Consider the following 23,145-nt stretch of genomic DNA (forward strand, 5'->3'; position numbering starts at 1 on the left):
TAAGGCTGTATCTAAGTACCTTGACAATGACAAGACTCCAAAGAGAAAGGTTGGAGAACTTGACACTCGTGGTAGCCACTACTGGCTTGCACGCTACTGGGCTGAAGAACTTGCTAACCAGAAAGAGGATGAGGAACTTGCAAAGATCTTCGAACCTGTGGCAAAAGCTCTCATCGAAAACGAAGAGAAGATCTTAGAAGAAATCAGATCTACAGAAGGATCTCCAAAGGATATCGGTGGATACTACCACCCAGATGATGAAAAGGCTACTGCTGCTATGAGACCAAGCAAGACATTTAACGAGATCATCGATAACCTATAAGCAAATTTTTGGTGTAAAATTTGGGGGCTTCTACCGTATCAGGTGGAAGCCCTTTTCCTATGTAAAGAACTTGTAAGGAGGAAACTTAGATGGCTCAAAGGGGTATTAGGGAATACGACGGAAAGAGAATATTAGCTACCCACTGGGACGAGTACTTTGCTCCAGCGTTTGAGTATGACTTTAAATCCGTTCTTGTAACTCCACAGACAGACTTAGATAAGCTTCCAGAAGAATATCCATGGCTTAAAGAGCTTCCTCTTGTAGCAAAGCCAGACATGCTTTTTGGAAAAAGAGGAAAGCTCGGACTTATTCTATTTAAGAAGGAAAAGCCTTGTGATGTTGACTATGAAACTGTAAAGGAGTGGATTAAGCAAAAAAGAGAAGAAGAAGTAGAAATTAAAGGAAAGAAAGGAAAACTTACCCACTTCCTCATTGAACCATGTGTTCCACACGCTCAAGAAGACGAATACTACGTAGCTTTTACACTTGATAGAGAAGGTGATAAAGTATTCATGTCTGCCTTTGGTGGAATTGACGTAGAAGAGAACTGGAATAAGGTTAGAGAAGTTCTTATTCCAGCTTTAGCATCTGACGAAGAAGCTGCTAAGCTTATTGAAGAAAACGTTCCAGAAGAAATTAAGGATAAAGAAAAGTATGCAGACTTCGTAAAGAGACTTTACAAGTTCTTTAAAGACATGCACTTTGCATACCTTGAAATCAACCCACTTGTTATGGTAGGAAACAAGGTTTATCCACTTGACTTTGTAGGAAGACTTGATGACACAGCTCAGTTCTTAGTTGGTAGAAAGTGGGGAGAAATAGAATTCCCAGCAGGATTTGGTGGAGAACTTACACCAGAAGAGAAATACATCAAAGAAATGGACGAAAAGTCTGGAGCTTCCCTCAAGCTTACTATCCTCAATCCAAAGGGTAGAATCTGGACACTCGTTGCAGGTGGTGGAGCATCTGTAGTTTACGCAGATACTGTAGCTGACCTTGGATACGTTCATGAACTTGCTAACTACGGTGAATACTCCGGAAACCCATCAAGGGCGGAAACAAGAGAGTACGTTAAAACAGTTCTTGACCTTATGACAAGAGAGAAAGATCCACAAGGAAGACCAAAGATCCTCATCATTGGTGGAGCTATTGCTAACTTTACAGACGTTGCCAAGACTTTTGACGGAATTATTGATGCTTTCAAAGAGTATGCAGATAAAATGAAAGAAGTTGGAGTTAAGATTTACGTGCGTCGTGGAGGACCAAACTACGAAGTAGGTCTTGCAAGAATTAAGAAAGCAGCTGAAGAACTTGGTCTTCCAATAGAGGTTTATGGACCTGAAACACACATTACAGCAATCGTTAAGAAAGCTCTTGAAGAAAATCCTTAATTTGGAGGAAGAATATGGCAAGACCCGATTACATTCTATTTGACAGAGAAACAAAGGCAATATTCTGGAACCTTAACAGAAATGCTATTCAAAGAATGCTCGATTACGACTACACAGTAGGAAGATCTCCATCTATCGTTGCTATTGTTGCTCCAACACAAAGCAGAAAGTTTGAAAAGTTCTTCTTTGGAACTCAGGAAATAATGATTCCTATCTATAGATCTACAGTTGAAGCTGCAGAAAAACACCCTGAAGCAGATGTTCTTGTTAACTTTGCATCCTTTAGAACTGCTTACAACGTAACAATCGAGGCTCTTAACATTCCAACTATTAGAACTGTAGCTATTACAGCAGAAGGTATTCCAGAAAGACTTGCAAGAGATATGGCTCTTAGAGCCAAGCAGCTTGGTAAGTGGATAATCGGTCCTGCTACAGTTGGTGGTATTGCTGCTGGTGCATTTAGAATCGGAAACGCTGGTGGAACAATTGAAAACATCGTTAAGTCTAAACTTCACAGACCTGGTTCTTGCGGTCTTGTTACAAGATCTGGAGGACTCTTTAACGAGCTTTCTAACATCATCGCAAGAAACGCTGATGGTATCGTAGAAGGTATCGCTATTGGTGGTGATAGGTTCCCAGGATCTGACTTCCTTGATCACCTTTTAAGATTCCAAAAGAACCCTCAAGTTAAGTACATGATAATGCTCGGTGAAGTTGGTGGCGAGCTTGAGTATAAAGTTGCTGAAGCTATCAAATCTGGACTTATTACAAAGCCTGTAATCGCTTGGTGTATTGGAACAATCGCTAAGCACTTTGGTGGAGAAGTTCAGTTCGGACACGCAGGTGCTAAAGCTGGTGCTGACAGAGAAACAGCAGATGCTAAGAATAGGGCTCTCAAAGAAGCAGGAGCTATCGTTCCAGATTCCTTCAACGACTTCCCAGAAGTTATTAGAGAAGTTTACGAGGATCTTAAGAGAAAAGGTGAAATTGGAGAAATTGAAGAACCAGAAGTTCCACCAATTCCAGAAGATTATGCAAAAGCTGTTAAGGCTGGAAAGGTTAGAAGACCTACAAACTTCATCTGTACAATTTCCGATGACAGAGGAGAAGAGGCTACTTACTGCGGTATTCCAATCTCTGAAGTTGTTGAAAAAGATTACTCAATTGCTGATGTTATTGGTCTCCTTTGGTTCAAGAAGAAGTTCCCAGCATGGGCTTCAAAGTTCATTGATATGGTAATCAAGGTTGTTGCTGATCACGGTCCTGCTGTTTCCGGTGCCCACAACGCAAAAGTAACTGCAAGGGCAGGAAAAGATCTTATGTCCTGTCTTGCTACAGGTATTCTCACAATTGGACCAAGATTTGGTGGTGCTATTGACGGTGCTGCTAAGTACTTCAAGATGGCAAAAGAGAAGGGAATGGATCCTTACGAGTTCGTAGAATACATGAAGAACGTTGAGAAGATACCAATTCCAGGTATTGGACACAGAATTAAGTCTACAAAGAACCCTGACAAGAGGGTTGAACTTCTCAAGAAGTTTGCAAAAGAGAACTTCCCATCAACAGAACTTCTTGACTACGCTCTTGAAGTTGAAAAGGTTACAACAGCTAAGAAAGAGAACCTCATTCTCAACGTTGACGGAACAATTGGTGTTCTCCTTGTAGACATGTTCAGAAACCTTGGCTACACAGACGAAGAAATTGATGAACTCATCAATGCAGGAGCCTTCAACGCCTTCTTCGTACTTGGAAGATCTATCGGATTTATTGGACACATCCTTGACGAGAAAAGACTCGCCATGCCTCTTTACAGACATCCATGGGACGATATCCTCTACGACGTTAAGAGACCTGAGGAAGCTTAATATTAGGGGGACTGTTGTCCCCCCTTTTTAAAATATCTAAAAATAAAGACCAAGAAAGGTAAAAGAAGTAAGCTTGTATTTTCTATTTCCCAAGTATTTCTTATCATTGAAAAAGTTAATTTCCCGTAATCCACTAATCTCTAGAATACCTAAACTCAAGATCTGGCCATCAGTGTGATGTTTCTCACCTTTTTCAAAGTTGTATGAATTACTAAAAAACAAAGGATTTTGATAAACTCTTATAAGATGGGAAAAGTCTTAAACGTTTTAACAAAAAAGAGGGGGATGTAGTCCACTATTCTTTGCGTACCTTTTAAAACGTTAGGCAAACAGTTTAGAGGAGAAATTCAAATGAAAAATAGTATGAAGCATAACGATCATAACATAACCATAGAAATGCCTCATCATGAGAAAGATGTAAAGCATGAAGGACATAAAATGAATCATAGCAGTCACCATGCTCATATGGTAGAAGATTTTAAAAGACGTTTCCTTATTTCTTCTATACTAACAATACCTATTCTGATCTTATCGCCCTTCATTCAAAACCTATTAGGTATTAGGCTAAGTTTTCCAGGGGATGTTTATGTTCTTTTTGGTCTGTCAACTGTAATTTACCTTTATGGTGGTTTCCCCTTTCTCGAAGGTTTTGTTAATGAAATAAGAACAAAAAAACCTGGAATGATGACACTGATTGCTACTGCAATAACAACGGCATACATCTACAGCAGCTTGGTTGTTTTTGGACTGAAGGGAAAAAGTTTTTTCTGGGAATTAGCTACTTTGATAGATATTATGCTGCTTGGACACTGGATTGAAATGAAGTCAATTATAGGGGCTTCTCAAGCCTTAGAAAAGTTAGCCAGATTAATGCCATCAAAGGCCCATAAATTCATGCCAGATGAAACTTTAAAAGATATTCCTCTCCAAGAACTAAAACCAGGAGATATAGTAATTGTAAAGCCAGGGGAAAAGATTCCTGCAGATGGGATCGTTATTGAGGGAGAAACTTCAGTAAATGAGGCGATGTTAACTGGTGAGAGTAAACCTGTTCCGAAAAAGAAAGGCAGTATAGTTATAGGTGGTTCTATTAACGGAGAAGGCTCAATTAAGGTTGAAGTTAAAAAAATTGGTAAAGATTCTTTTCTATCTCAGGTGATCGATCTTGTAAAGAAAGCCCAGGAAAGCAAATCAAAAACCCAAGATCTGGCAAATCGTGCTGCAGTCTGGTTAACAATAGTTGCTTTAGTTGGAGGAGCTATTACTTTCTTTGTGTGGACTGTAATAGTGCATAAAGATGTAGCTTTTGCTTTAGAGCGAACTGTTGCAGTTATGGTTATTACCTGTCCTCATGCTCTTGGCTTGGCAGTTCCATTGGTAGTAGCTGTCTCAACAGCTATCGCTGCAAAAAAGGGTTTCCTAATACGAAATCGTATTGCTTTTGAGAAGGCAAGGAATCTTCAAGCAGTAGTTTTTGACAAAACTGGAACGTTAACAGAAGGAAAATTTGGAGTTTCCGATGTAATCGTTTTATCTGAAGACATTACCGCTGAAGAAATTCTAAACTACGCAGCTTCTATTGAGCTACATTCGGAACATCCAATAGCAAAAGCAATTGTTTCTGCATCTAAAAAGACTATGGAAGTAAAGGAGTTCAGAGCCATTCCAGGAAAAGGAGCTGAAGGGAAAGTCAATGGAAAGAAAGTAATAGTTGTTAGTCCAGGCTTTTTAAAAGAAAAAGGTATTCATCTTTATGATGAAAAAGTTTTAAAGTTAGCATCAGAAGGAAAAACGGTAGTATACGTTTTAATAGATGGAGAACCAAAGGGTGCCATAGGTCTCGCAGATATAATTAGACATGAGTCTAAGGAAGCTATAAAAAGGCTAAAAGAAATGGGGATAAAATGCATAATGCTTACGGGAGACAACAAACAAGTTGCTAGTTGGGTTGCGAAAGAAGTTGGTCTTGATGAGTTCTTTGCTGAGGTTTTACCTAATGAAAAAGCCAAGAAGATAAAGGAGATACAATCCCGTGGTCTTGTTGTTGCAATGGTTGGTGATGGAATCAACGACGCACCAGCACTAGTTCAGGCAGATGTGGGAATCGCTATCGGTGCAGGAACCGATGTAGCAATTGAATCTGCAGACATAGTTCTTGTAAGAGATGATCCAAGGGACGTTGTTTCTATAGTTAAGCTTGCACGAGCTACTTACAAGAAGATAGTTCAAAATTTGATATGGTCTACGGGCTACAACGCAGTTGCTATACCCCTTGCTGCAGGTATTCTTTATAATTCTGGTTTCCTGCTTAGCCCAGCAGTAGGTGCAGTACTGATGTCCTTGAGTACGGTTATAGTAGCAATAAATGCTAAACTTCTGAAAATTTAGAAATGTCTTTATTTAAAAAGAAAAAACTTTTTTAAAGGTTCTAAAACACTATAGGTTCAAACTGGTAAAATTCTCCTGCACGCGATTAGTTTAAGTCTTAGGTGAGGAGGCATATATGTCTGTTAGAGTTCGCTTTGCTCCTAGTCCAACAGGTTTTATGCACGTTGGAAATGCAAGAACTGCTCTATTTAACTACCTATTCGCAAGACATCACAATGGAACTTTTATACTAAGAATAGAGGATACAGATACAGAAAGACACAGCGAAGAAGCGGTAAAGGTTATTTATGATGCCTTAAGGTGGATGGGGATAAATTGGGATGAAGGTCCAGATGTTGGAGGGAATTTTGGTCCTTATAGACAGTCCGAAAGACTAGACATTTATAGAAAGTACATTGAAGAGCTTAAAAGAAAAGGTCTTGTTTATGAGTGTTTCTGCACTCAAGAAGAACTTGATGAAATGAGAAAGAGACAACTTGAAAAGGGAGAACCACCAAGATATACAGGAAAATGTAGAAATCTTACGGAGGATGAAAAAGAAAAGCTAAGGGCAGAAGGTAGAAAACCGGTTCTAAGGTTTAAAGTTCCTGAAGATAGAACAATAAAGTTTCAAGATCTAGTTAAAGGAGAAATAGAAATTCATTCAAGACAACTTGGTGGAGATTTTGTAATTGTTCGCTCAAATGGGATGCCTGTTTACAATTTTGTTGTTGTAGTTGACGACGCCTTAATGGGAATCACACACGTTATTAGGGGAGAAGATCACATATCCAATACTCCTAAGCAGATACTAATCTACGAAGCTTTAGGGTTCAAAGTTCCACAGTTTGCTCACCTTCCGATGATACTTGGTCAGGACAGAAGTAAACTATCAAAGCGCCACGGTTCAACAAGTGTTAAGGAGTTTCAAGAAAAGGGTTATCTATCTGAGGCCTTTACAAACTTCTTAGCTCTCCTTGGCTGGTATCCAAAAGATGGAAAGGAAATTCTATCCTTGGAAGAACTTATTGAGAGATTTGACATAAAAGACGTAAATAGCGCCCCTGCTGTTTTTGATACAACAAAACTGAATTGGATGAATCAGGTTTACATTAGAAACTACCCTGTAGAAAAACTAACAGAACTCGTTATTCCATACCTTGAAAAAGCTGGATTTAAAGTAGATAACTACGAGAAAGATTGGCTAGCTAAAGTGATTGAGGCAACTAGGGAATACTTTACGGTTCTCTCTGATGCACCAACGTATATGGAAACTTTCCTAAAGGATAACTTTGATATCGAAGAAGACGCAAAGAATTTTGTCTTAGAAGATGAATTAAGGCTCAAAGTTATTGAAACTTTTTACAACAAAGTTAAAGATCTTCAAGACGAACTAACAAAAGAGAAGTTTAAGGAAGTTGTAAAAGCGGTAGGAAAAGAACTCAAAGCTAAAGGAAAGAACCTATTTATGCCTGTGAGGGTAGGACTTACCGGAAAAACTAAAGGGGTTGAACTTGATATTCTGGTAGATCTTCTTGGAAAAGAAAGGGTATTAAAAAGACTTGAAAACAGTATTGAAAAGCTTAAGCGGGAGTAGGGGATGGCTGAAGCTCAAAATTTAAAAGAAAAAGTGTTTTTCATTCTTACGGGTATTAGACTCCACGCTAAAGAGTATTTTCTACGTCTAACCGGTCTTTTTAAGAGATATGAATACTGTATAGCCTTTCCCTCTATTCCAGAAGGATTGAGAGCTGAAAAGTACATAAAAGGATTTAAGGCAGTTTCTATCCCCATACCTAATGAAATTTTCGAAGAGTGTGGTGTAGGAATACTGGTAAAAGAAGAGGATAAAGATAGATTAATAAAACATCTGAAAGATAATGGTATCCTAATTTCTGGAGTGTTCAAAAGGGTGGAGGATACTTTTCAAGAGGTTGAAAAGCCGTGAAAATAGCTATACTTGGTTCAGGTAGCTGGGGAACAGCATTAGCTATTCACTTTGGAAAGGCAGGTTTTGAAGTCTTCCAATGGTGTAGAGAGGCAGAGGTAGCAGAGAATATAAATGAAAAGAGAGAAAATCCATTTTATTTGAAAGGTTTCAAATACCCAAAAAATGTAAGAGCTACTTCTAATTTAAAAGAAGTTTTCAAAGAGAACTGTAACCTCTTCTTTTCTGTTATTCCTACCCAGTTTACAAGAGACTTTTGGAAAGAGATAAAGCCTTTTATAAAGGATCAAAAGGTTATCTGTGCAAGTAAGGGAATAGAGATAGAAACCCTTAAAACACTATCTATGGTCTTTGAGGAGATTTTTGGGAAAGTTGACAACTATTACGTTCTTTCTGGTCCTACTTTCGCAAAAGAGGTAGCTGCTGGACTTCCGGCAGCTGCTGTAATTGCTGGATATAACGACGGAGATGTTTTAGATCTTGTAAAAGTTCTTAATACTAAGACCTTAAGACTTTACGCATCAGATGATGTCAAAGGTGTGGAGCTCGGTGGAGCTCTTAAAAATGTAATAGCAATCGCTGCAGGCATCTGTGATGGAATGGGACTTGGTAACAACGCGCGTGCCGCTCTTATTACAAGGGGACTTTCTGAAATAAAAAGATTGGGAAAATTTTTGGGAGCAAAAGAGGAAACTTTTTATGGTCTTTCGGGTTTGGGAGACTTAATTTTAACTTGTACTGGTGATCTTTCAAGAAATAGACAGTTTGGATTGTCTATAGGTAGAAAAGAAGGAAAAGTTGATGAGAAATACGTAGTTGAAGGAGTTCACACAGTAAGAGCTGTGGTAAAGCTTGCCAAAAAATTCAACGTAGAAATGCCAATTTGTCAAGCAGTGTACAAAATTGTTTATGAAAAGTTGGACATGAAGAAAGTGATAGAGGAACTCCTCTCCCGTCCTGTGAAAGGAGAAAATTACTAATGAGCTGTTTTAATTTTGGAAAAGAGGACGAACTTTTCCCATTTGAAGAAAATGCCAATAGATGGATTGAAGGAATATCCCCTGACTGGAAAGTAAACAGGGATTACAAAATACCTACCAAACAAAGGGAAGTTGAGAAAAGACTTTTAAAGTTTAAACGTTTATTTTATGGAAGTGAATTTGAAGAAAAAGTGAACTACATTATTTATCTTAACAGTAGAATAACTTCTAAGTCTGAAAAAGGAAAATGCTTTTTTTTCATAGTTGAAAACTATCTTTTTCCGTTCCTTGAGAAGCTTATCTACTACCAAACAAACTATCCAGAAGGAGAAGAAGAACTTAATTTCCTTCTTAAAGAAATAGAGAAAGATTTATCCCTTACACAACTAAAGAACTTCGAAGACAAAATTAACAGAACCTTTGATATCCTTATTTCTGCACTCTACCAACAGATTGATTAAAAGTTTTTTGGGGGTAGTTATGATAGAACGCTACATAGAAGATCTTGACGAACTAAAGAGAAGCTTCATAGAAATGGCAGACATGGCAAGGAAAATAATTACTGAAGCAATGGAAGCCTTAACGGAAAGAGACACCGAGAAGGCAGAAATTACCTACCAGTACGATAGACTCATAGACCTAAAAGAACTTGAAATAGAGGAAAAGTGTGTCAGAATTCTTGCCCTTTATTCTCCAGAGGCTACCGATTTAAGGTTCGTTGTCTCTATCTTAAAAAGTATTGTTGACCTTGAAAGGGTTGGAGACTTAGCAAGGGACATTTGTGAAACAGCAATTTGTTTGGCTAAACATCCACCAATTAAGCCTTACATTGACCTACCAAGAATGCTTACAATAGTTGGGGAAATGTTAAAAGATTCCATAATGGCACTTTTGCGTGGAGATGTGGAGCTTGCAAAAGAAGTGATAGACAAAGATGACATTGTGGATAGTTTTTATCAAAGACTCTTTGATGAACTTACAGAAATCGCAAGTAAAAACCCAGAAAATGGAGCTATAGCTGTTAGGTTAATTCTGGTAGTGAAAGCTCTTGAAAGGGTAGGAGACCACGCTACAAATATTGCAGAGTACGCGATCTATTACAAGACAGGAGATGTAGTAAAGCATAAGAAAGCTCAAGAATACCTAAAGAAACTAAAAGAGAATCAAAAAGATGGAAATACATAATCCCTTTGTTTATCTAAGCTATGGATTCGGAATCAAAGCTCTATTAGCAAGTGTGTTATCAGGGATTATTTGTTCTGCAATAGGATCCTATGTAGTCTTGAAAAGAATGGCTTTTGTGGGAGCTGGGCTTTCCCACATAGCTTTTGCAGGAGTTTCTTTTGGCTTATTTGCTGGAATATCACCTTTAGTTTCTTCTTTAATCTTTACTCTTATTAGTGCAATTTCCATTTGGTATCTTAGAACGAAAAAGAAGGTTAACTACGATACAACTCTTGGAATCCTTTTTGCTACCAGCATGGCACTTGCCGTTATTTTCTTGAGTCTTTCAGGAAGCTACAGTTCAGAAGCACTATCCTACCTTTTCGGAAGTCCTCTAACGGTTGAGAACTCTGACATTTTCCTTTTACTAACTGTAGCGTTGATTACCCTCATGTTCTTCTTTTTTTTCTGGAAGGAAATTTACCTTACAGCTTTTAGTGAAGATATAGCGAAAGCTTCTGGGTTTGCTGTTGAGTTAATTACTTTTGTCTTATCTTTGCTTATCGCACTCGCAACCACACTCTCTATAAAAGCCGTAGGCTCTATTCTTGTCTTTTCGCTTCTTGTTATGCCTGCTGCTTCTGCCTTTAAAGTGGCTAAGAACTATACCAGTTTCTTCTTTCTATCATTACTTTTTGGTTTTCTATCCTCATTTATTGGAATTCTAATTTCTTTTCTTCTCGATATCCCTTCGGGAGCAGCGATAACGTTCGTATCGTTTTTAATTTTTGTTGTTTCTGTTTTCCTAAGTAGAAATTAAAGGGGGAAAATACCCCCAAACTATCTCTTTAACATCGTTAGAATCTCTCTAACCCTTTTACCAACACTTCTTGCAGTTTGTAGTCCCCAATCATCTATCTCAAATTTATCTTCTACTTGCTTTGAGATAGCAGCACATCCAAAGTGGGCAGTAGGATCTGAATCTGCTACTAAGATCATCCCGTGAATTAAAGCCCAAGCGTGTATTGCCTGTAAAGTATGCTCTTGCCCTCCATGTTTTGTTGCACCTACTGCAATTGCTGCACAAACTTTATCTTTTAAGTCCCAGTTAACCCTTAGAGTCCTAGATCTATCAAAAAGAGTTTTTAACATTCCAGTAATTGAACCAAAGTAGACAGGAGAACCAACAATTATTGCATCTGCTTCTTTCATTTTTTTTGCAATCTCTCCGTAGCCATCTTTCACTACGCATATACCACCATTTCTTTTACAAGCATTACAGACTTTACAGTATTCAAGTTTATAATCAGAAAGAGAGAGGATTTCCGTTTCAAACTCTGAAAGTTCTTTTAATGCTTCTTGAAGTAGTATTAAAGTAGAACCTTTTCTATGGGAACCATTGATTGCCAATATTTTCATATTTCCTCCCCTAAAACTTAATGATGAGAAATTACGAACGATAGTATACCAAAGGAAAGGAATATCAATCCAAAGAAAGTGAACGTAAGTTATTAGCGTTGCCACGGAAGATACAAGAGTTTCCATTTCTCCCACATTTACAGTCGAATACAATCAAACCGAAATCTCAAAGGACTTTAAATTAAAGAACAAAAAGATCTCACAGCACTTTGAAATCGGCCAAGCTATATTCAGGAAGTCGTTGAAGGAAAATGAAAGTTAGAAACAAACCAACCAACGAAAGGTAAGACAACTATTGGTTCTTTAAAAATCTCCTTCATACATCAGTTATGAACCCGCCAGGAGGCGGGCAAAAAAACTTAGGAAGGCCAAGGGTAGACATAAACTCCATAGTGAAGAATGTAGTACCTAAGTAAGAAACCTCCTACCAGAACAAGAATTGCAGCTATTGGAACGAAAGTTTTTATTTTCTTTGTCAAAGCTAAAATCTCTAAAACTAAAGGAACAATCAATCCCAAAATTAAAAATCCAAAGACAAATCCAGTGTCGCTAGTTAGATGCTCAAATACGTATTTTCCACCAGCATTTGCATAATAAAGATAGTTAAAGTAAGCTCCAAGCATTATTAGTTCTGCAATGATTAGAACTATATCAACCTTTTCATTCCACTTAGCCCACCAAGAACGCCTTTCATCTCCTTTAGAAAAGTATGTGTAAAGCATGTAGAAGGCTGTGGCTGTTGAAAGAGCAGAAGTTGCAAAAAGAACTGGAACAAGAGGATGGCTCCAGGCAGGAATGGCAGGGGCAACAGATAGTAAGAAACCTGTATAGGTAAAAGTTCCAACTCCAGAAATTAGTGTTACCCAACCTAAAAAGTTTGTAAGTTTAGACTCTTTTTTCATTTTTAGTAGAAAGGACCACAGGATACCTGAAAGTGTAAAGATAACAATTACGTTAGCTCCCCACATTATCCAAGGGTGGAAATTTCCTTCAAAGGCGGCAGCACCAAAAAGGGCTAGGAAAAACTTAAAAGGTTGTAGCATGTGAACTAAAAGGAAAAGCCCTCCAATGTTGACGAGCACTACCCCAAGAAAAGTTCCCCAAAAGTGCATGTTATTGTCTTTGTTCTTGAAAACAAGGTGGTTTAGGGCTGCTAAAAAGCCCATAGCTCCACCAAGACCACCTAGGAATAGGTATATTGCAATTCCTAAATGCCAACTATTTTGATGTTGAAAAGTAAGTTCTAAACCTCCCATTTCTTCCCTCCTTTACTTAACATAGTAAACCTTTGGTTTTGTTCCTAAATGCTCAGCTAAAGGTTTAGCTTTTCCACTTAAAACAAGTTCTGTTGCAGGATTATTCTTGTCGTTAAGATCTGTCCACATTCTGCAATTTGTAGGACAAGTAGAAACACAAGCAGGTTCCAATCCTTCAGAAATCCTATGATGGCAGAAGGTGCATTTATCGATATGAGGAACTAAATGCATTGCAAACTCTTTTCCAAAGATCTCTTTACTCTTGTTCACATCTTCTCTTTCGTATCTATAACGGGCATCGTAAGGACAGGCTATAACGCACGCTTCACAACCAAGACAGAGGCTTGGATTAACCAGTACTACACCATCTTCTGTTTTGTAAGTGGCTCCAGAAGGACAGGCGTAATAACAAGGAGTATTTTGGCAGTGCATACAGAGACGCGGAAAGAAAAGCCTACTACTTTCTCCTACTACTGCCTGCTCTACTTTTGTTCTCCACTTTTCGTTCCAGTAAGGAGTCTGATTTTCTTGTGCACAGGCAGCCATACAAGCATTACAGCCTATACAGTTTTTTAAATCAATAACAAACGCCCAATTTTTCATCTTTTTCCTCCCTTAACTTAGCTGTTAATTTTCCTAACTTTTACTGTCATTTCATCCCTGGTATAACCGGAAATAATCGGTTCTACCTTGTAGTTAAGCACATCAACGTGTCTTGCAGCTTCAGGAGGTTTTACTGCGAATCTAACAGGAGCTTCTGTACCGCCATTGAAAGGAATGAAGATTGTGTCTTCTCTAACCCACTTGGTAATAAAGGCTCTTGCCTTCATTTTTTTAGTAGGGTCTTCTGCGTTAATTACCTCTATTAGGTCGTTATCCCTTATACCTAGCCTTTCAGCAGCTTTCGGATGGATCCAAACTCTATAGTAGATCCTGTCAAGTTTTTTCCACTTGCTTACTCCAACAAGGAGAGGGTTATCTATAGTATGGATACCGGTGTGGGAGAAGATTGGAGACTTTCCATGGGATACAAAGAACTCATCTTTTTCTAAGCTATCTTTTCTTCTTAGAGGAACCCATTCACAGACAGGATCCCAGTTAGGCAGGTATCCAAAGAATCCTTGAACCATTTCAAATATTGTTGAAAAGAGTTCTATCCTTCCTGATGGAAGAGTGGTTGGAAGTTTTTCTGGAATCTTCCACTTTTCAAGAAGCTCGTCCATTTTTTCAATGTTGTAAAAGCCTTTTGTAAGAAGCTCTCTTTCTAACTTCTCTTTAGAAATACCTATCTCCTTAGACAGTTCTTCAAGTTGGTATCTGTACATACCCTTTGTAAACGGTTCTCTTTTACTCATAGCCTCAAACACGTATTTCTTGAGCTTTTCAGAGTCCCAACCGTTGAGCCTTGAAATAAAGTCGATATAAACTTCAGCTCCCTTTTGCACTGCTTCTTGCTGATTCTTAACCTTGCCCATTCTTAGAAGCTGGGAACCAATCATTCCTGCAGCCATCTCAAAGTAGAAGTCAACAGCGTGTTTAGAAGTTCCCATAGGTTTATCAACAGCAGGAACTCTCTTGAAAACTGTTAAATCGTAAGAGGTTCCTCTTGGAAGGATTAGATCGTCTCTTTCTAAATAGGTTTGGTCTGGCAAGATAACATCGGCATAGGCGTTAGAATCTGTTGGCATTGTGTCAAGAAATACAACAAGATCTGCCTCTTTCATCCACTTTTTCCACTTATCACCGTAAGGACTTCCAAGAACAGGGTTAACTGCGTATCCAAAAATTACTTTGGGTTTATACTCTTTTCCGTTCCACTTAAGCTTTCCTTCAAAAGCGTCTTCAAATCCGTAATCAGAGAATACAGGGAAAGCAACTCCTGGTTCTTGGCTTTTTCTTGTAAAGTAATCTACCCACTGCTTAAAACTCTTTAGAACAGATACGTTAGGATATCCACTTCGCGTACCACTTTTCACTAAGTCTGTATAGTCCAAAGTGGATAGGAACTTTCCTACCGCTTTTGGGTTCTGGGCATTAGGAAGAACTATTCCAAAGAAGTAGTCAAGCATCCAGAATACACCCGGCATTCGAAATGCTGGATACTTTGACTCGTGTATAGGATATCCAAGAGGAAACTTTACATACTTTCCACCTATCTTCTTAAAACCTTCTTTGTTTAACCAGTTCCAGAATTTAGCTACCTTATGTCTAAATTCTCCACCTACAATGTAACCACCAGGGTTATCGTGACCGTTTATTATTACCTGCATAAGAGTAAGAGCTTTTCTCAACTGTATAGTATTGGCATATCTTGCATCGTATATACCAGGTTCCACAACGGAAGGACGGTTGGTTGCAAATTCAATAGCCACTTCACGAATATCTTTAGCAGGTATTGTTGTTATCTTTTCTGCCCACTCAGGAGTGTAAGATTTTGTTTTCTCTTTGAGAAGTTCCCAAACGGTCTTAACGTCTCTAATATAAGGATTTTTCTTCTTAAGCATAGATAGAATTGCTTTTCTTTTTCCTTCATCAAGTTCTAGAGCAGGATCAATGTCTTTTCCTCTTATGTCTTTTTTATTGTGATTTGAGTATCCTTGTAGCACAGCCAAGGTGTTTCCTTTGTTATCCCAAACGTAGAAGTTCTTCCACCATATCATTCCATCCTTATCAGAAAGCAACCACCAAGTAGATTGCTTGGTTACTGGGTGGGGCATCTTTATAACAATGTGTGGAGCGTTTGTGTGGAACTTAAGAAAATCCTCATTGTAAGCATAGAGGTTTTTACCATGGTGTTTTTCATGAAGTATGACGTGAAGCATTGCAAGGACTAAGGCTAGGTCAGTACCGGGCTTAATCTTTAAAAATTTGTTCGCTTTTGCAGCTATTTCGGACTGTCTTACATCAACTGCAACAACTTTTGCTCCTTTTTTGAGGGCTTTTCCAAACCTATGGGCTCTACCTGTGGAAATTCCGACTAAAGAACCGTTTGAACGGATTACAAATATGAATCTTGCATTTTCATAATCGGCAACCATTTCTTCGTGGGTATTAAAGTATCCAAGGGTGGCATGTATTCCTAAGTGTTCCATTCCAACACAGTTCTGAATAGGAGCTCCCCAAACGTTTATTATGTCCATAAGAAGAGAAATAGAAAAAGTCCAAGGTCTATATTGGGCACATCCATGCCATCCACCAAGGAAGATCCACTCGTGAGGCTGTATGTTCTTTTCCATTACCTTCTTCATTATGTATTGGAAAGCTTCTTCCCAAGTAGCTTCTCTAAACTTCCACTCTCCACGTTTTGATCCTTCAACCCTTATTAGTGGCTTGGTTATCCTGTCAGGATTAAAGAGATAGGAAAGTCCTGACTGCCCTCTTGCACAGATTTTCCCTTGAGCGTAGTTGTCGTACTTGTTTCCTTCAATCTTTAAAGGCTTTTTGGTATTTCCTTTCTTGTGAACCCTTACGTTAAGACCACATACGTTGGCACAAAAACCACAAACGTTGGGTTTGTACTCTACATCACCTTTGGGAGAAAGTTCCTCAGCCCTTGCTTTTTCTGAAACCTTTAGAAACGGAAGGGTTGTTGCTCCGGTCGTTACAGCTATGGAGCCTTTGATAAAGCTTCTTCGGGATAACCCCTTTTTTCCCATGGAATCCTCCTAAAGATGTTTAGTTTTATTTAATCTTATTGTTTCTATTGTATAGCATTCAACAATTAAAAACAACCATAACTTACCACGATTTTATAGAAAAAATATGGTGAAATTCAAAAATAGAAACAAGCGAATAAAGAAATGAATTTCTATACTACTTGCAGACTGTTTCTACAATGAGACAAGAAGGTTAGAAGGGAAAGGAGTAATAAACGGAGGATTAAATTGGTAACTCTATGACGAAAGTGTTCCTATTAACGGTATATATTTTTCCTCCGTGATCTTCTATTATCTTTTTAACTATAGATAGCCCCAATCCCCATCCTTCTTCTTTGGTTGAAATATAAGGAGAAAATAGCTTATCCATTATTTCCTCAGGTATACCAGGACCGTTATCCCTGAAAACAATAAAAACCTTCCCATCTTTTGTAGTTGTAGATACTGAAACCTCTGTAGATCCAGCCTCTATACTGTTATCTATAAGGTTAGTAAATACCTCTCTCATTAAACTTCTATCTACCGGTATTTGAGGAAGATTTTCAAGCTCAAATATTATTTTTACTTTATTCTCGTAAGGTTCCAAAGTACTTCTTAGAAGTTCATTAACGTCTGTAAGTTTCTTTTCAGGAAGGGGAAGTCTTGCAAAACGTCTAAATTCGTCTATAAGTCGTCTAATCACTTCAACTTCTGCTAAAATAGAATCCACTGCTTTATCTATAACTTTTTCCATTTGAGGGTTTTTCTTTTTGTGCTGTCTCCTTATTCTTTCAGCGTTAAGAGTAATTGGAGTTAAGGGATTTTTTATTTCGTGAGCAATCCTTTGAGCAACCTCTTTCCAAGCTTCTGCTTTTTGAGCTTTAACAAGATTGGTTAAGTCTTCAACTATCAGTACCCTATCTCCTATTTCAGGAGATACAATAAGCTCAACGGATAAGAATTTTTCTCTTCCATTTATTTCCTCTCTAACCTCTGTTCTTCTAACTCCTTTTTCTAAAAGCTTTTCAACTGCTTTTTTAAGCTCTGGATAGTCCTCCAAAAGATCCCAGAGATAATCTCCTTTTCTTTTAGAAACTCCAAGTAGTTCCTTTGCTGATAAGTTACAGGAGATAATTTTCCCCTCATTGTTAAAAGTGATAATGGCGGGTGAAATACTGTTTATTACCTTTTCTATGTACTTACGACTGTCTTCCAACCTTTGCTTTAAGGCTCTTAACTGCTCTACCATGTAGTTAAAGGCAGTTATAACGTGTTTTAGCTCGTCAGTCCCTTCCTCTTCTACTCTAACGTTTAAATCGCCTTTCGACATTTTTTTCGTAGCCCTATAAAGGGCTTCTATTGGAACAGAAATTCTTCTTTCAAAATACCTTGCAAACCATAAGGCCCCAAAGAGAACAGCAACCCCCATAAGAGCAAAAGCCAAGGTATAAACTGTTTTTATTGGTCTCTCATATGTGACAAGTGTCTCGTAGTTAGAACGTAAGGTTCTTATTTTTTCTATGTCTTTTACTAAGCTTTCAGGAAACTTTTTTGAAACGCAAACAAGAAAAAAAGGCTTTTTACGGCAAGCGATGAAAAGTTTCTCTTTAGAATCTAAGTAATGGTAGTTATCAACTTTTGAAACAGCAATTATTTCTTTATCAGAAAGGGGAATAGTACCTACTCTGCTAATAATTTTCTTTTTCTTAAGATCCACTTTTAAGTATCCGTCTATTCCATATATTTTTAGGGTGTATGGATAAACTTTCCTGTAGGTAAGCTGGGAGATTTTCCTTCCTAAGTCCTTAGATATAAAATTTAAAAACTCCTCCGAGGTTTCATAGGATAAATTAACAATTCTTTTTACTTGAATCCTTAAGAGTCTATCAAGTCCTTTATTTACAACTCCGCTTGAGAGAAATATTGTAAACAGAGCAGGTCCCAAAATGAGAAGAACAAAAACCGAAAAAATCTTAAATCTCAAGTTTGTTCTAAACTTAGGGTAAAAGAAAAGAACTAAGTTTTTTATGAAAATTGCAAAAAGGACGGTAACCAATATTATGATGATAACAAAAAGCAAGTGAAAGATAGGGTTATTAAGATAAAATTCTCCAAAAGAGGAGGAAATAAACTCCACACCAAAAACGCTAAGGAAAAAGATACCCAACAAGCTAAGGAGAATCTGTGGAAACTTCCTACTTTTTACTTTAAACATCTACAATCTCTTCTAAACTGGTTATAAATGGACTCTTATGTTTGGAAGGATTTTCTTCTAGCTCTTTAATTTTCTTAATGGCTTTTGGTAGATAATCTATAAGATCACACGCTTTAAGGGACTCTTGAGAAAGTTCCTTTGCAGATAGGTCTCCAGCTAAAGAGTGTAAGAATGTTCCAAACTTTGCAGCAGTTTCTCCACTTAGTCCCATCGCAAGTAAACCACCTATTATCCCAGCTAAAACGTCTCCAGTTCCTGCTGTTGCCATTCCTGGATTTCCTATAACGTTGATAAAAACTTCTCCATTAGGAGTAGCTACTACTGTTCTTCCACTCTTTAAAACGACGCTAATTCCAAATTTTGTGGATATTTCTGCAGCTACTTCGTAAGGTGCTTCAAGTATTTTCTCTTTTTGTAGTCCAGTAAGTCTTGAAAATTCCCCAATGTGTGGGGTAATTACAATTTCCTGTTCTTTATCTTTAAGTATTTCCAAAGATTCACTTAAAGCATTGATACCGTCAGCATCTATAACTAAGGGTTTTGTAATTAACTTTACCACTTCTCTTGCAAATTCGTAAGTTTCTGGTTCACTTCCTAGTCCAGGGCCTAAGATTACTGCAGAAAATTTCCCTTCCTCTATAGCTTTCACGACCTGTTCTACTGTTTCTATTCCAAAATATCCCTTACCACTATCTTCAACAGGAATGGACATTGTTTCGGTTAACTTGACTTCAAAAATGTGATTCAAAGATGAAGGAACTATAACCGTTGAGAGTCCAGTTCCTACTCTTAGGGAGCTTTCTGCAGCCATACAAGGAGCTCCCGTTTTACCAACAGACCCTCCAATAACAGCTACATGTCCAAAGGTATATTTATGGCTCATTATCTCTCTAAAAGGAAAACTAAAAGCTACTTCATCAAAGGTCAGTAAATACCTTTCTGGTCCTAAATTCTGAGGAACATCCTCTGGAATGGAAATGTCAACAACAAAAAGTTTACCTACACTATAGCAAGCAGGAGGCATTACGTGGGCAATCTTTGGAAATCCAAAAGTAACAGTAATATCAGCCTTTACGTGCGTTCCTATTATCTTTCCAGTATCTGAAGAAAGACCGGAAGGTATATCTACGGAAACAACTTTCTTGGTGGATCGGTTAATAAGTTTTATTAACTCTTCATAAAAACCTTGGACAGGTTTCGTAAGCCCTGTTCCAAAGATGGCATCAACTATGAAATCTGCCTTTTCAAAAAGGGAGAGTACTTTAGAAAGTTTTGAAGCTTCCTTTACTATATGGATTGGAACTTTTAGCTTTGAAAGAACTTCTCCATTTATTCTTGCATCTCCTTTAAGCTCTTCAATGGAAGCTGTTAAAACAACTTCAACATCGTATCCTAAGTTGTAAAGATTTCTTGCTATGGCTAAACCATCTCCACCGTTATTTCCTTTACCGCAGACTACAATACAAGAACTTCCAGGGACTTCTTTATAGATTACAGAAACAACACCTCGCGCGGCATTTTCCATTAAGACAACACCAGGAACTCCTATCCTCTCTATAGTTTCTTGATCGTGGCTTCTCATTTCACTGGCTTTAACAAGCCTCATCTTTTCTCCCTCATTTTTCTTTCATACTGCCTTTTCAGTTTTTTGAACTTCTCAAGAGCAAGGCGCCTTTGAAGGGGAGAGAGTCTATCTATAAAAACGATACCGTTAAGGTGATCTATTTCGTGTTGAAGTGCTCTTGCGAGTAAACCCTCTCCTTCTATAGTAAACTCTTCACCATCAAGGTTCTGTGCCTTTACCTTCGCAAAAACAGCCCTTTTTACCTTCTTGTAAAGACCAGGTAGAGAAAGACAACCCTCTTCCTTTACTTCCTCTCCTTCGAGAGCTACTATCTCAGGATTTATAAGTACTATCTTTTCCTTTCCTTGATTTTCCTTTCCAGAGTTAAGATCAATAACAACAACCCTCTTTAGAACTCCTACTTGGTTTGCTGCAAGCCCTACTCCACCGCGTTTGTACATAGTTTCAAACATATCATTCACAAGGTTTCTAATTTCTTCATTGAATTCAACTACAGCTTCTGCTTTCTTTTTGAGAACTTCGTCTGGATAAATCCTTATATCCCTTATCACTTAAAACCTCCAAACTTTTCTCAATATCCCGAACACACTTATTCTCAAGATTAAATATAAAGTCATTATTAAGATTTTCTAAAAAGTCAAAGAACTTTTCAAAGTCAAAATTTCCCTCACCTATTGGAAGGTGGCTGTCACTTTTTCCATCATTATCGTGGACGTGAAACTCAAAAATTCTCTCTTTAAAAGCCTCAAACCACTCTTCCAAGGGAACTTCTGAAAAAATGTTAAGATGTCCTAAATCTATGCAGATTCCAACGTTTTCTGGAAGTTCATTTGTAAGCTTCAGTAAATGGTCAGGGACTTCATCAAATACGTTCTCAAGAGCAATTTTTACATCTTCCTTAGCAAGAAGTTCAAAAGTTTCAATAGCTCTTTCTAACCACCGTTCATAAATCGGATAAGTCTTTGCTGGGTGAAAACCTGTATGAAAAACTATTACTTCAGCCTCTAGAACCTTACTAACCAAGATAGTTTCTTGAAACCTTTTCCTCGTTGCTTCTAAAACATAGCTATCAGTAGCTCCGGCATTAAGGTCTAAAAACGGAGCATGGATAGTTACAGGTAAATCCTTAGCGATTTTTTTAATTGCATAAAAATCGCGAAGTGTGAAACTGTCTAGTACATCTGATGTTAGTTGAATTTCAACTCCTATTCCTAAGTCTATAATCTCTTCAACTGTATCTGTACCTTTTAAAAGCTCTTTCCCTGAAACGTGACCAACCAGTTTCATCTTAATTTCCCTTCTTTGTCTTTGCTACTTCTACAACAAACTCCTTCTTGTCCTCATCGAGATACTTAATCTCTATTCTTGGGAATAAAATTCCTCCCTTTTCAAGTTCTGTTCCTGGCTTTATTCCTCCCCATTCTTCAAATTCGGAAACTCGAAGATCCAAAGCACTCTTTCCAAGATTTAACATCTTAGCCATTTTTTCACCAGATTCAGGCATGTAAGGGTATACAAAAGCTGTAATAAATCTTAATGCTTCAACCATGTTATAGAGAACTCTATCAAGTTCTTCCTTTCCTTCTTTATTTAAAGTCCAAGGTGCTTTTCTATCGATGTAAAAGTTCACAAAAGAAACAAACTGCCATATTTCATCAAGAGCTCTCGTTAGCTCTGCTCTTGGTATTAGTTCTTTCATTTTAGAAAGAGTTGCTAACGCTTTATTTTTAAGCTTAACGTCCAATTCATCTTCTATACCTTTTGGTTCTGGTACCACGCTACCTTTATATTTCTTAAGCATAGAAAGAGTCCTGTTGAATAGGTTTCCTAAATCGTTGGCAAGTTCTCCGTTTATTCTTGCTGCAAGTTTTTCATAGCTAAAGTCTCCATCAAGACCAAAGGATACTTCCCTAAATAGGAAAAACCTTACTTGATCTACCCCAAACTTTTCAACAATCTCAAACGGATCAACAACGTTTCCTTTAGATTTACTCATTTTTTCGCCATTGACTGTCCACCAGCCATGTGCGAAGACTCTTTTTGGAACTGGAAGTTCCGCAGACATTAGGAATGCTGGCCAATAGACAGTATGGAACCTTAAGATATCCTTTCCTACAAGGTGAAGATCTGCTGGCCAATAGTGATTAAACTTTTGCGTATCTTCTGGATATCCAACTGCAGTTAGATAGTTTGTAAGAGCATCGAACCAAACGTAAATTACGTGGTTATCGTTTATAGGAACAGGAATTCCCCACTTAAAGCTTGTTCTACTAATAGAAAGGTCTTTAAGCCCTTGTTTTACAAAGTTTATAACTTCATTCCTTCTGAACTCTGGAGCAATAAAGTCAGGATTCTCTTCGTAAAGTTTTAAAAGAGCATCTTGATATTTACTAAGCTTGAAGAAATAACTCTCTTCTTTTACCCTTGTAACTTCTCTTTTACACATTGGACAGTATTTACCGTCGATGAGCTCTTTTTCTGTATGGTAAGTTTCACAAGGAATACAGTACCAACCTTCATACTCTCCTAAATAGATGTCCCCGTTTTCATAACACTTTCTAAAAATATATTGAACGGCTTTTATATGTTCTTCATCTGTCGTTCTAATAAAGTGGTCGTAGGAAATATTTAATTTTTCCCAGAGCTCCTTAAACTTTGGAACCAAAGAATCAACAAATTCTTTTGGAGTCATTCCTTTCTTTTGTGCTGCTTGTTCAATCTTCTGTCCGTGTTCATCCGTTCCCGTTAAGAAAAAAACATCTTTTCCTAAAAACCTGTTAAACCTTGCAATAATGTCCGCAGCTGTTGTCGTATAAGCGTGTCCTAAGTGGGGTTTATCGTTAACGTAGTAAATTGGCGTTGTAACGTAGAACTTTTTCAAGATTCTCCTCCCAGATGAATTTTGGGTTTGAATTATTATAAGAAAAAGATTAAGGCAAGTGCCCAATAGTTAGAAGTTTACAACTGCAAGCTAAATACAGAAACAAATAAAACAAGA

General features: G+C 37.8%; 19 protein-coding genes. 10 read left to right on the forward strand and 9 right to left on the reverse strand.

Annotation, left to right across the window (positions count from 1 at the left end; genetic code table 11):
* From ABGX27_01000 to ABGX27_01045, 10 genes are all read left to right on the forward strand, one after another.
* On the forward strand, window positions 1-322 hold a 322-nt coding region (locus ABGX27_01000; protein ID MEO2068074.1), incomplete at its 5' end, for an NADP-dependent isocitrate dehydrogenase.
* Between the two features lie 89 nt (window positions 323-411).
* Window positions 412-1,713 (forward strand): ATP citrate lyase citrate-binding domain-containing protein, encoded by a 1,302-nt coding sequence (locus ABGX27_01005; GenBank protein MEO2068075.1) that lies wholly within the window; start codon window positions 412-414, stop codon window positions 1,711-1,713.
* A 14-nt stretch (window positions 1,714-1,727) separates the two neighbouring features.
* The gene (locus ABGX27_01010) at window positions 1,728-3,578 is read left to right on the forward strand and encodes a citrate/2-methylcitrate synthase (GenBank protein MEO2068076.1); all 1,851 of its coding nucleotides are present in this window, start codon (window positions 1,728-1,730) and stop codon (window positions 3,576-3,578) included.
* Window positions 3,579-3,974: 396 nt separating this feature from the next.
* Window positions 3,975-5,966 carry a copper-translocating P-type ATPase gene (locus tag ABGX27_01015; protein MEO2068077.1) on the forward strand — a complete coding sequence of 664 codons (1,992 nt, stop codon included), beginning with the start codon at window positions 3,975-3,977 and terminating at the stop codon, window positions 5,964-5,966.
* 115 nt (window positions 5,967-6,081) lie between these two features.
* The gene (gene gltX / locus ABGX27_01020; protein ID MEO2068078.1) at window positions 6,082-7,542 is read left to right on the forward strand and encodes a glutamate--tRNA ligase; all 1,461 of its coding nucleotides are present in this window, start codon (window positions 6,082-6,084) and stop codon (window positions 7,540-7,542) included.
* A 3-nt stretch (window positions 7,543-7,545) separates the two neighbouring features.
* Entirely contained in the window at window positions 7,546-7,893 is a 348-nt protein-coding gene (locus tag ABGX27_01025; GenBank protein ID MEO2068079.1) for a DUF3343 domain-containing protein, read from the forward strand.
* Window positions 7,890-8,873 (forward strand): NAD(P)H-dependent glycerol-3-phosphate dehydrogenase, encoded by a 984-nt coding sequence (locus ABGX27_01030; GenBank protein MEO2068080.1) that lies wholly within the window; start codon window positions 7,890-7,892, stop codon window positions 8,871-8,873. The genes ABGX27_01025 and ABGX27_01030 overlap by 4 nt, the downstream gene beginning before the upstream one ends.
* Window positions 8,873-9,334 carry a hypothetical protein gene (locus ABGX27_01035; GenBank protein MEO2068081.1) on the forward strand — a complete coding sequence of 154 codons (462 nt, stop codon included), beginning with the start codon at window positions 8,873-8,875 and terminating at the stop codon, window positions 9,332-9,334. The genes ABGX27_01030 and ABGX27_01035 overlap by 1 nt, the downstream gene beginning before the upstream one ends.
* A gap of 19 nt (window positions 9,335-9,353) precedes the next feature.
* Window positions 9,354-10,058 carry a phosphate signaling complex protein PhoU gene (gene phoU, locus ABGX27_01040; protein ID MEO2068082.1) on the forward strand — a complete coding sequence of 235 codons (705 nt, stop codon included), beginning with the start codon at window positions 9,354-9,356 and terminating at the stop codon, window positions 10,056-10,058.
* Complete coding sequence (locus tag ABGX27_01045) at window positions 10,045-10,857, forward strand: metal ABC transporter permease (GenBank protein MEO2068083.1); 813 nt, start codon at window positions 10,045-10,047, stop codon at window positions 10,855-10,857. The genes phoU and ABGX27_01045 overlap by 14 nt, the downstream gene beginning before the upstream one ends.
* Before the next feature lie 20 nt (window positions 10,858-10,877).
* Here ABGX27_01045 and ABGX27_01050 read toward each other — a convergent pair whose 3' ends face one another.
* From ABGX27_01050 to metG, 9 genes are all read right to left on the reverse strand, one after another.
* Window positions 10,878-11,582, reverse strand: a complete 705-nt coding sequence (locus ABGX27_01050; protein ID MEO2068084.1) for a flavodoxin family protein — start codon at window positions 11,580-11,582, stop codon at window positions 10,878-10,880.
* A 233-nt stretch (window positions 11,583-11,815) separates the two neighbouring features.
* On the reverse strand, window positions 11,816-12,712 hold the full coding sequence (nrfD, locus tag ABGX27_01055; GenBank protein MEO2068085.1) for an NrfD/PsrC family molybdoenzyme membrane anchor subunit: 897 nt from the start codon (window positions 12,710-12,712) through the stop codon (window positions 11,816-11,818).
* A 12-nt stretch (window positions 12,713-12,724) separates the two neighbouring features.
* Window positions 12,725-13,315, reverse strand: coding sequence for a 4Fe-4S dicluster domain-containing protein (locus ABGX27_01060; protein ID MEO2068086.1), 591 nt, complete (start codon window positions 13,313-13,315; stop codon window positions 12,725-12,727).
* 17 nt (window positions 13,316-13,332) lie between these two features.
* Window positions 13,333-16,368: a molybdopterin-dependent oxidoreductase gene (locus ABGX27_01065; GenBank protein MEO2068087.1), complete on the reverse strand. Its 3,036-nt coding sequence runs from the start codon at window positions 16,366-16,368 to the stop codon at window positions 13,333-13,335.
* Window positions 16,369-16,591: 223 nt separating this feature from the next.
* Window positions 16,592-18,562, reverse strand: a complete 1,971-nt coding sequence (locus tag ABGX27_01070; GenBank protein ID MEO2068088.1) for an ATP-binding protein — start codon at window positions 18,560-18,562, stop codon at window positions 16,592-16,594.
* Window positions 18,555-20,168 (reverse strand): NAD(P)H-hydrate dehydratase, encoded by a 1,614-nt coding sequence (locus ABGX27_01075; protein MEO2068089.1) that lies wholly within the window; start codon window positions 20,166-20,168, stop codon window positions 18,555-18,557. The genes ABGX27_01070 and ABGX27_01075 overlap by 8 nt, the downstream gene beginning before the upstream one ends.
* Window positions 20,165-20,698, reverse strand: a complete 534-nt coding sequence (def, locus tag ABGX27_01080) for a peptide deformylase (GenBank protein ID MEO2068090.1) — start codon at window positions 20,696-20,698, stop codon at window positions 20,165-20,167. The genes ABGX27_01075 and def overlap by 4 nt, the downstream gene beginning before the upstream one ends.
* Entirely contained in the window at window positions 20,634-21,434 is an 801-nt protein-coding gene (locus tag ABGX27_01085) for a sugar phosphate isomerase/epimerase family protein (protein ID MEO2068091.1), read from the reverse strand. The genes def and ABGX27_01085 overlap by 65 nt, the downstream gene beginning before the upstream one ends.
* A gap of 1 nt (window position 21,435) precedes the next feature.
* A complete protein-coding gene (gene metG, locus ABGX27_01090) occupies window positions 21,436-23,031 on the reverse strand; it encodes a methionine--tRNA ligase (protein MEO2068092.1) in 1,596 nt (531 codons plus the stop codon).
* Window positions 23,032-23,145: the final 114 nt, after the last annotated feature.

The sequence above is a fragment of the Desulfurobacteriaceae bacterium genome, assembly GCA_039832905.1.
Lineage (GTDB): Bacteria > Aquificota > Aquificia > Desulfurobacteriales > Desulfurobacteriaceae > Desulfurobacterium.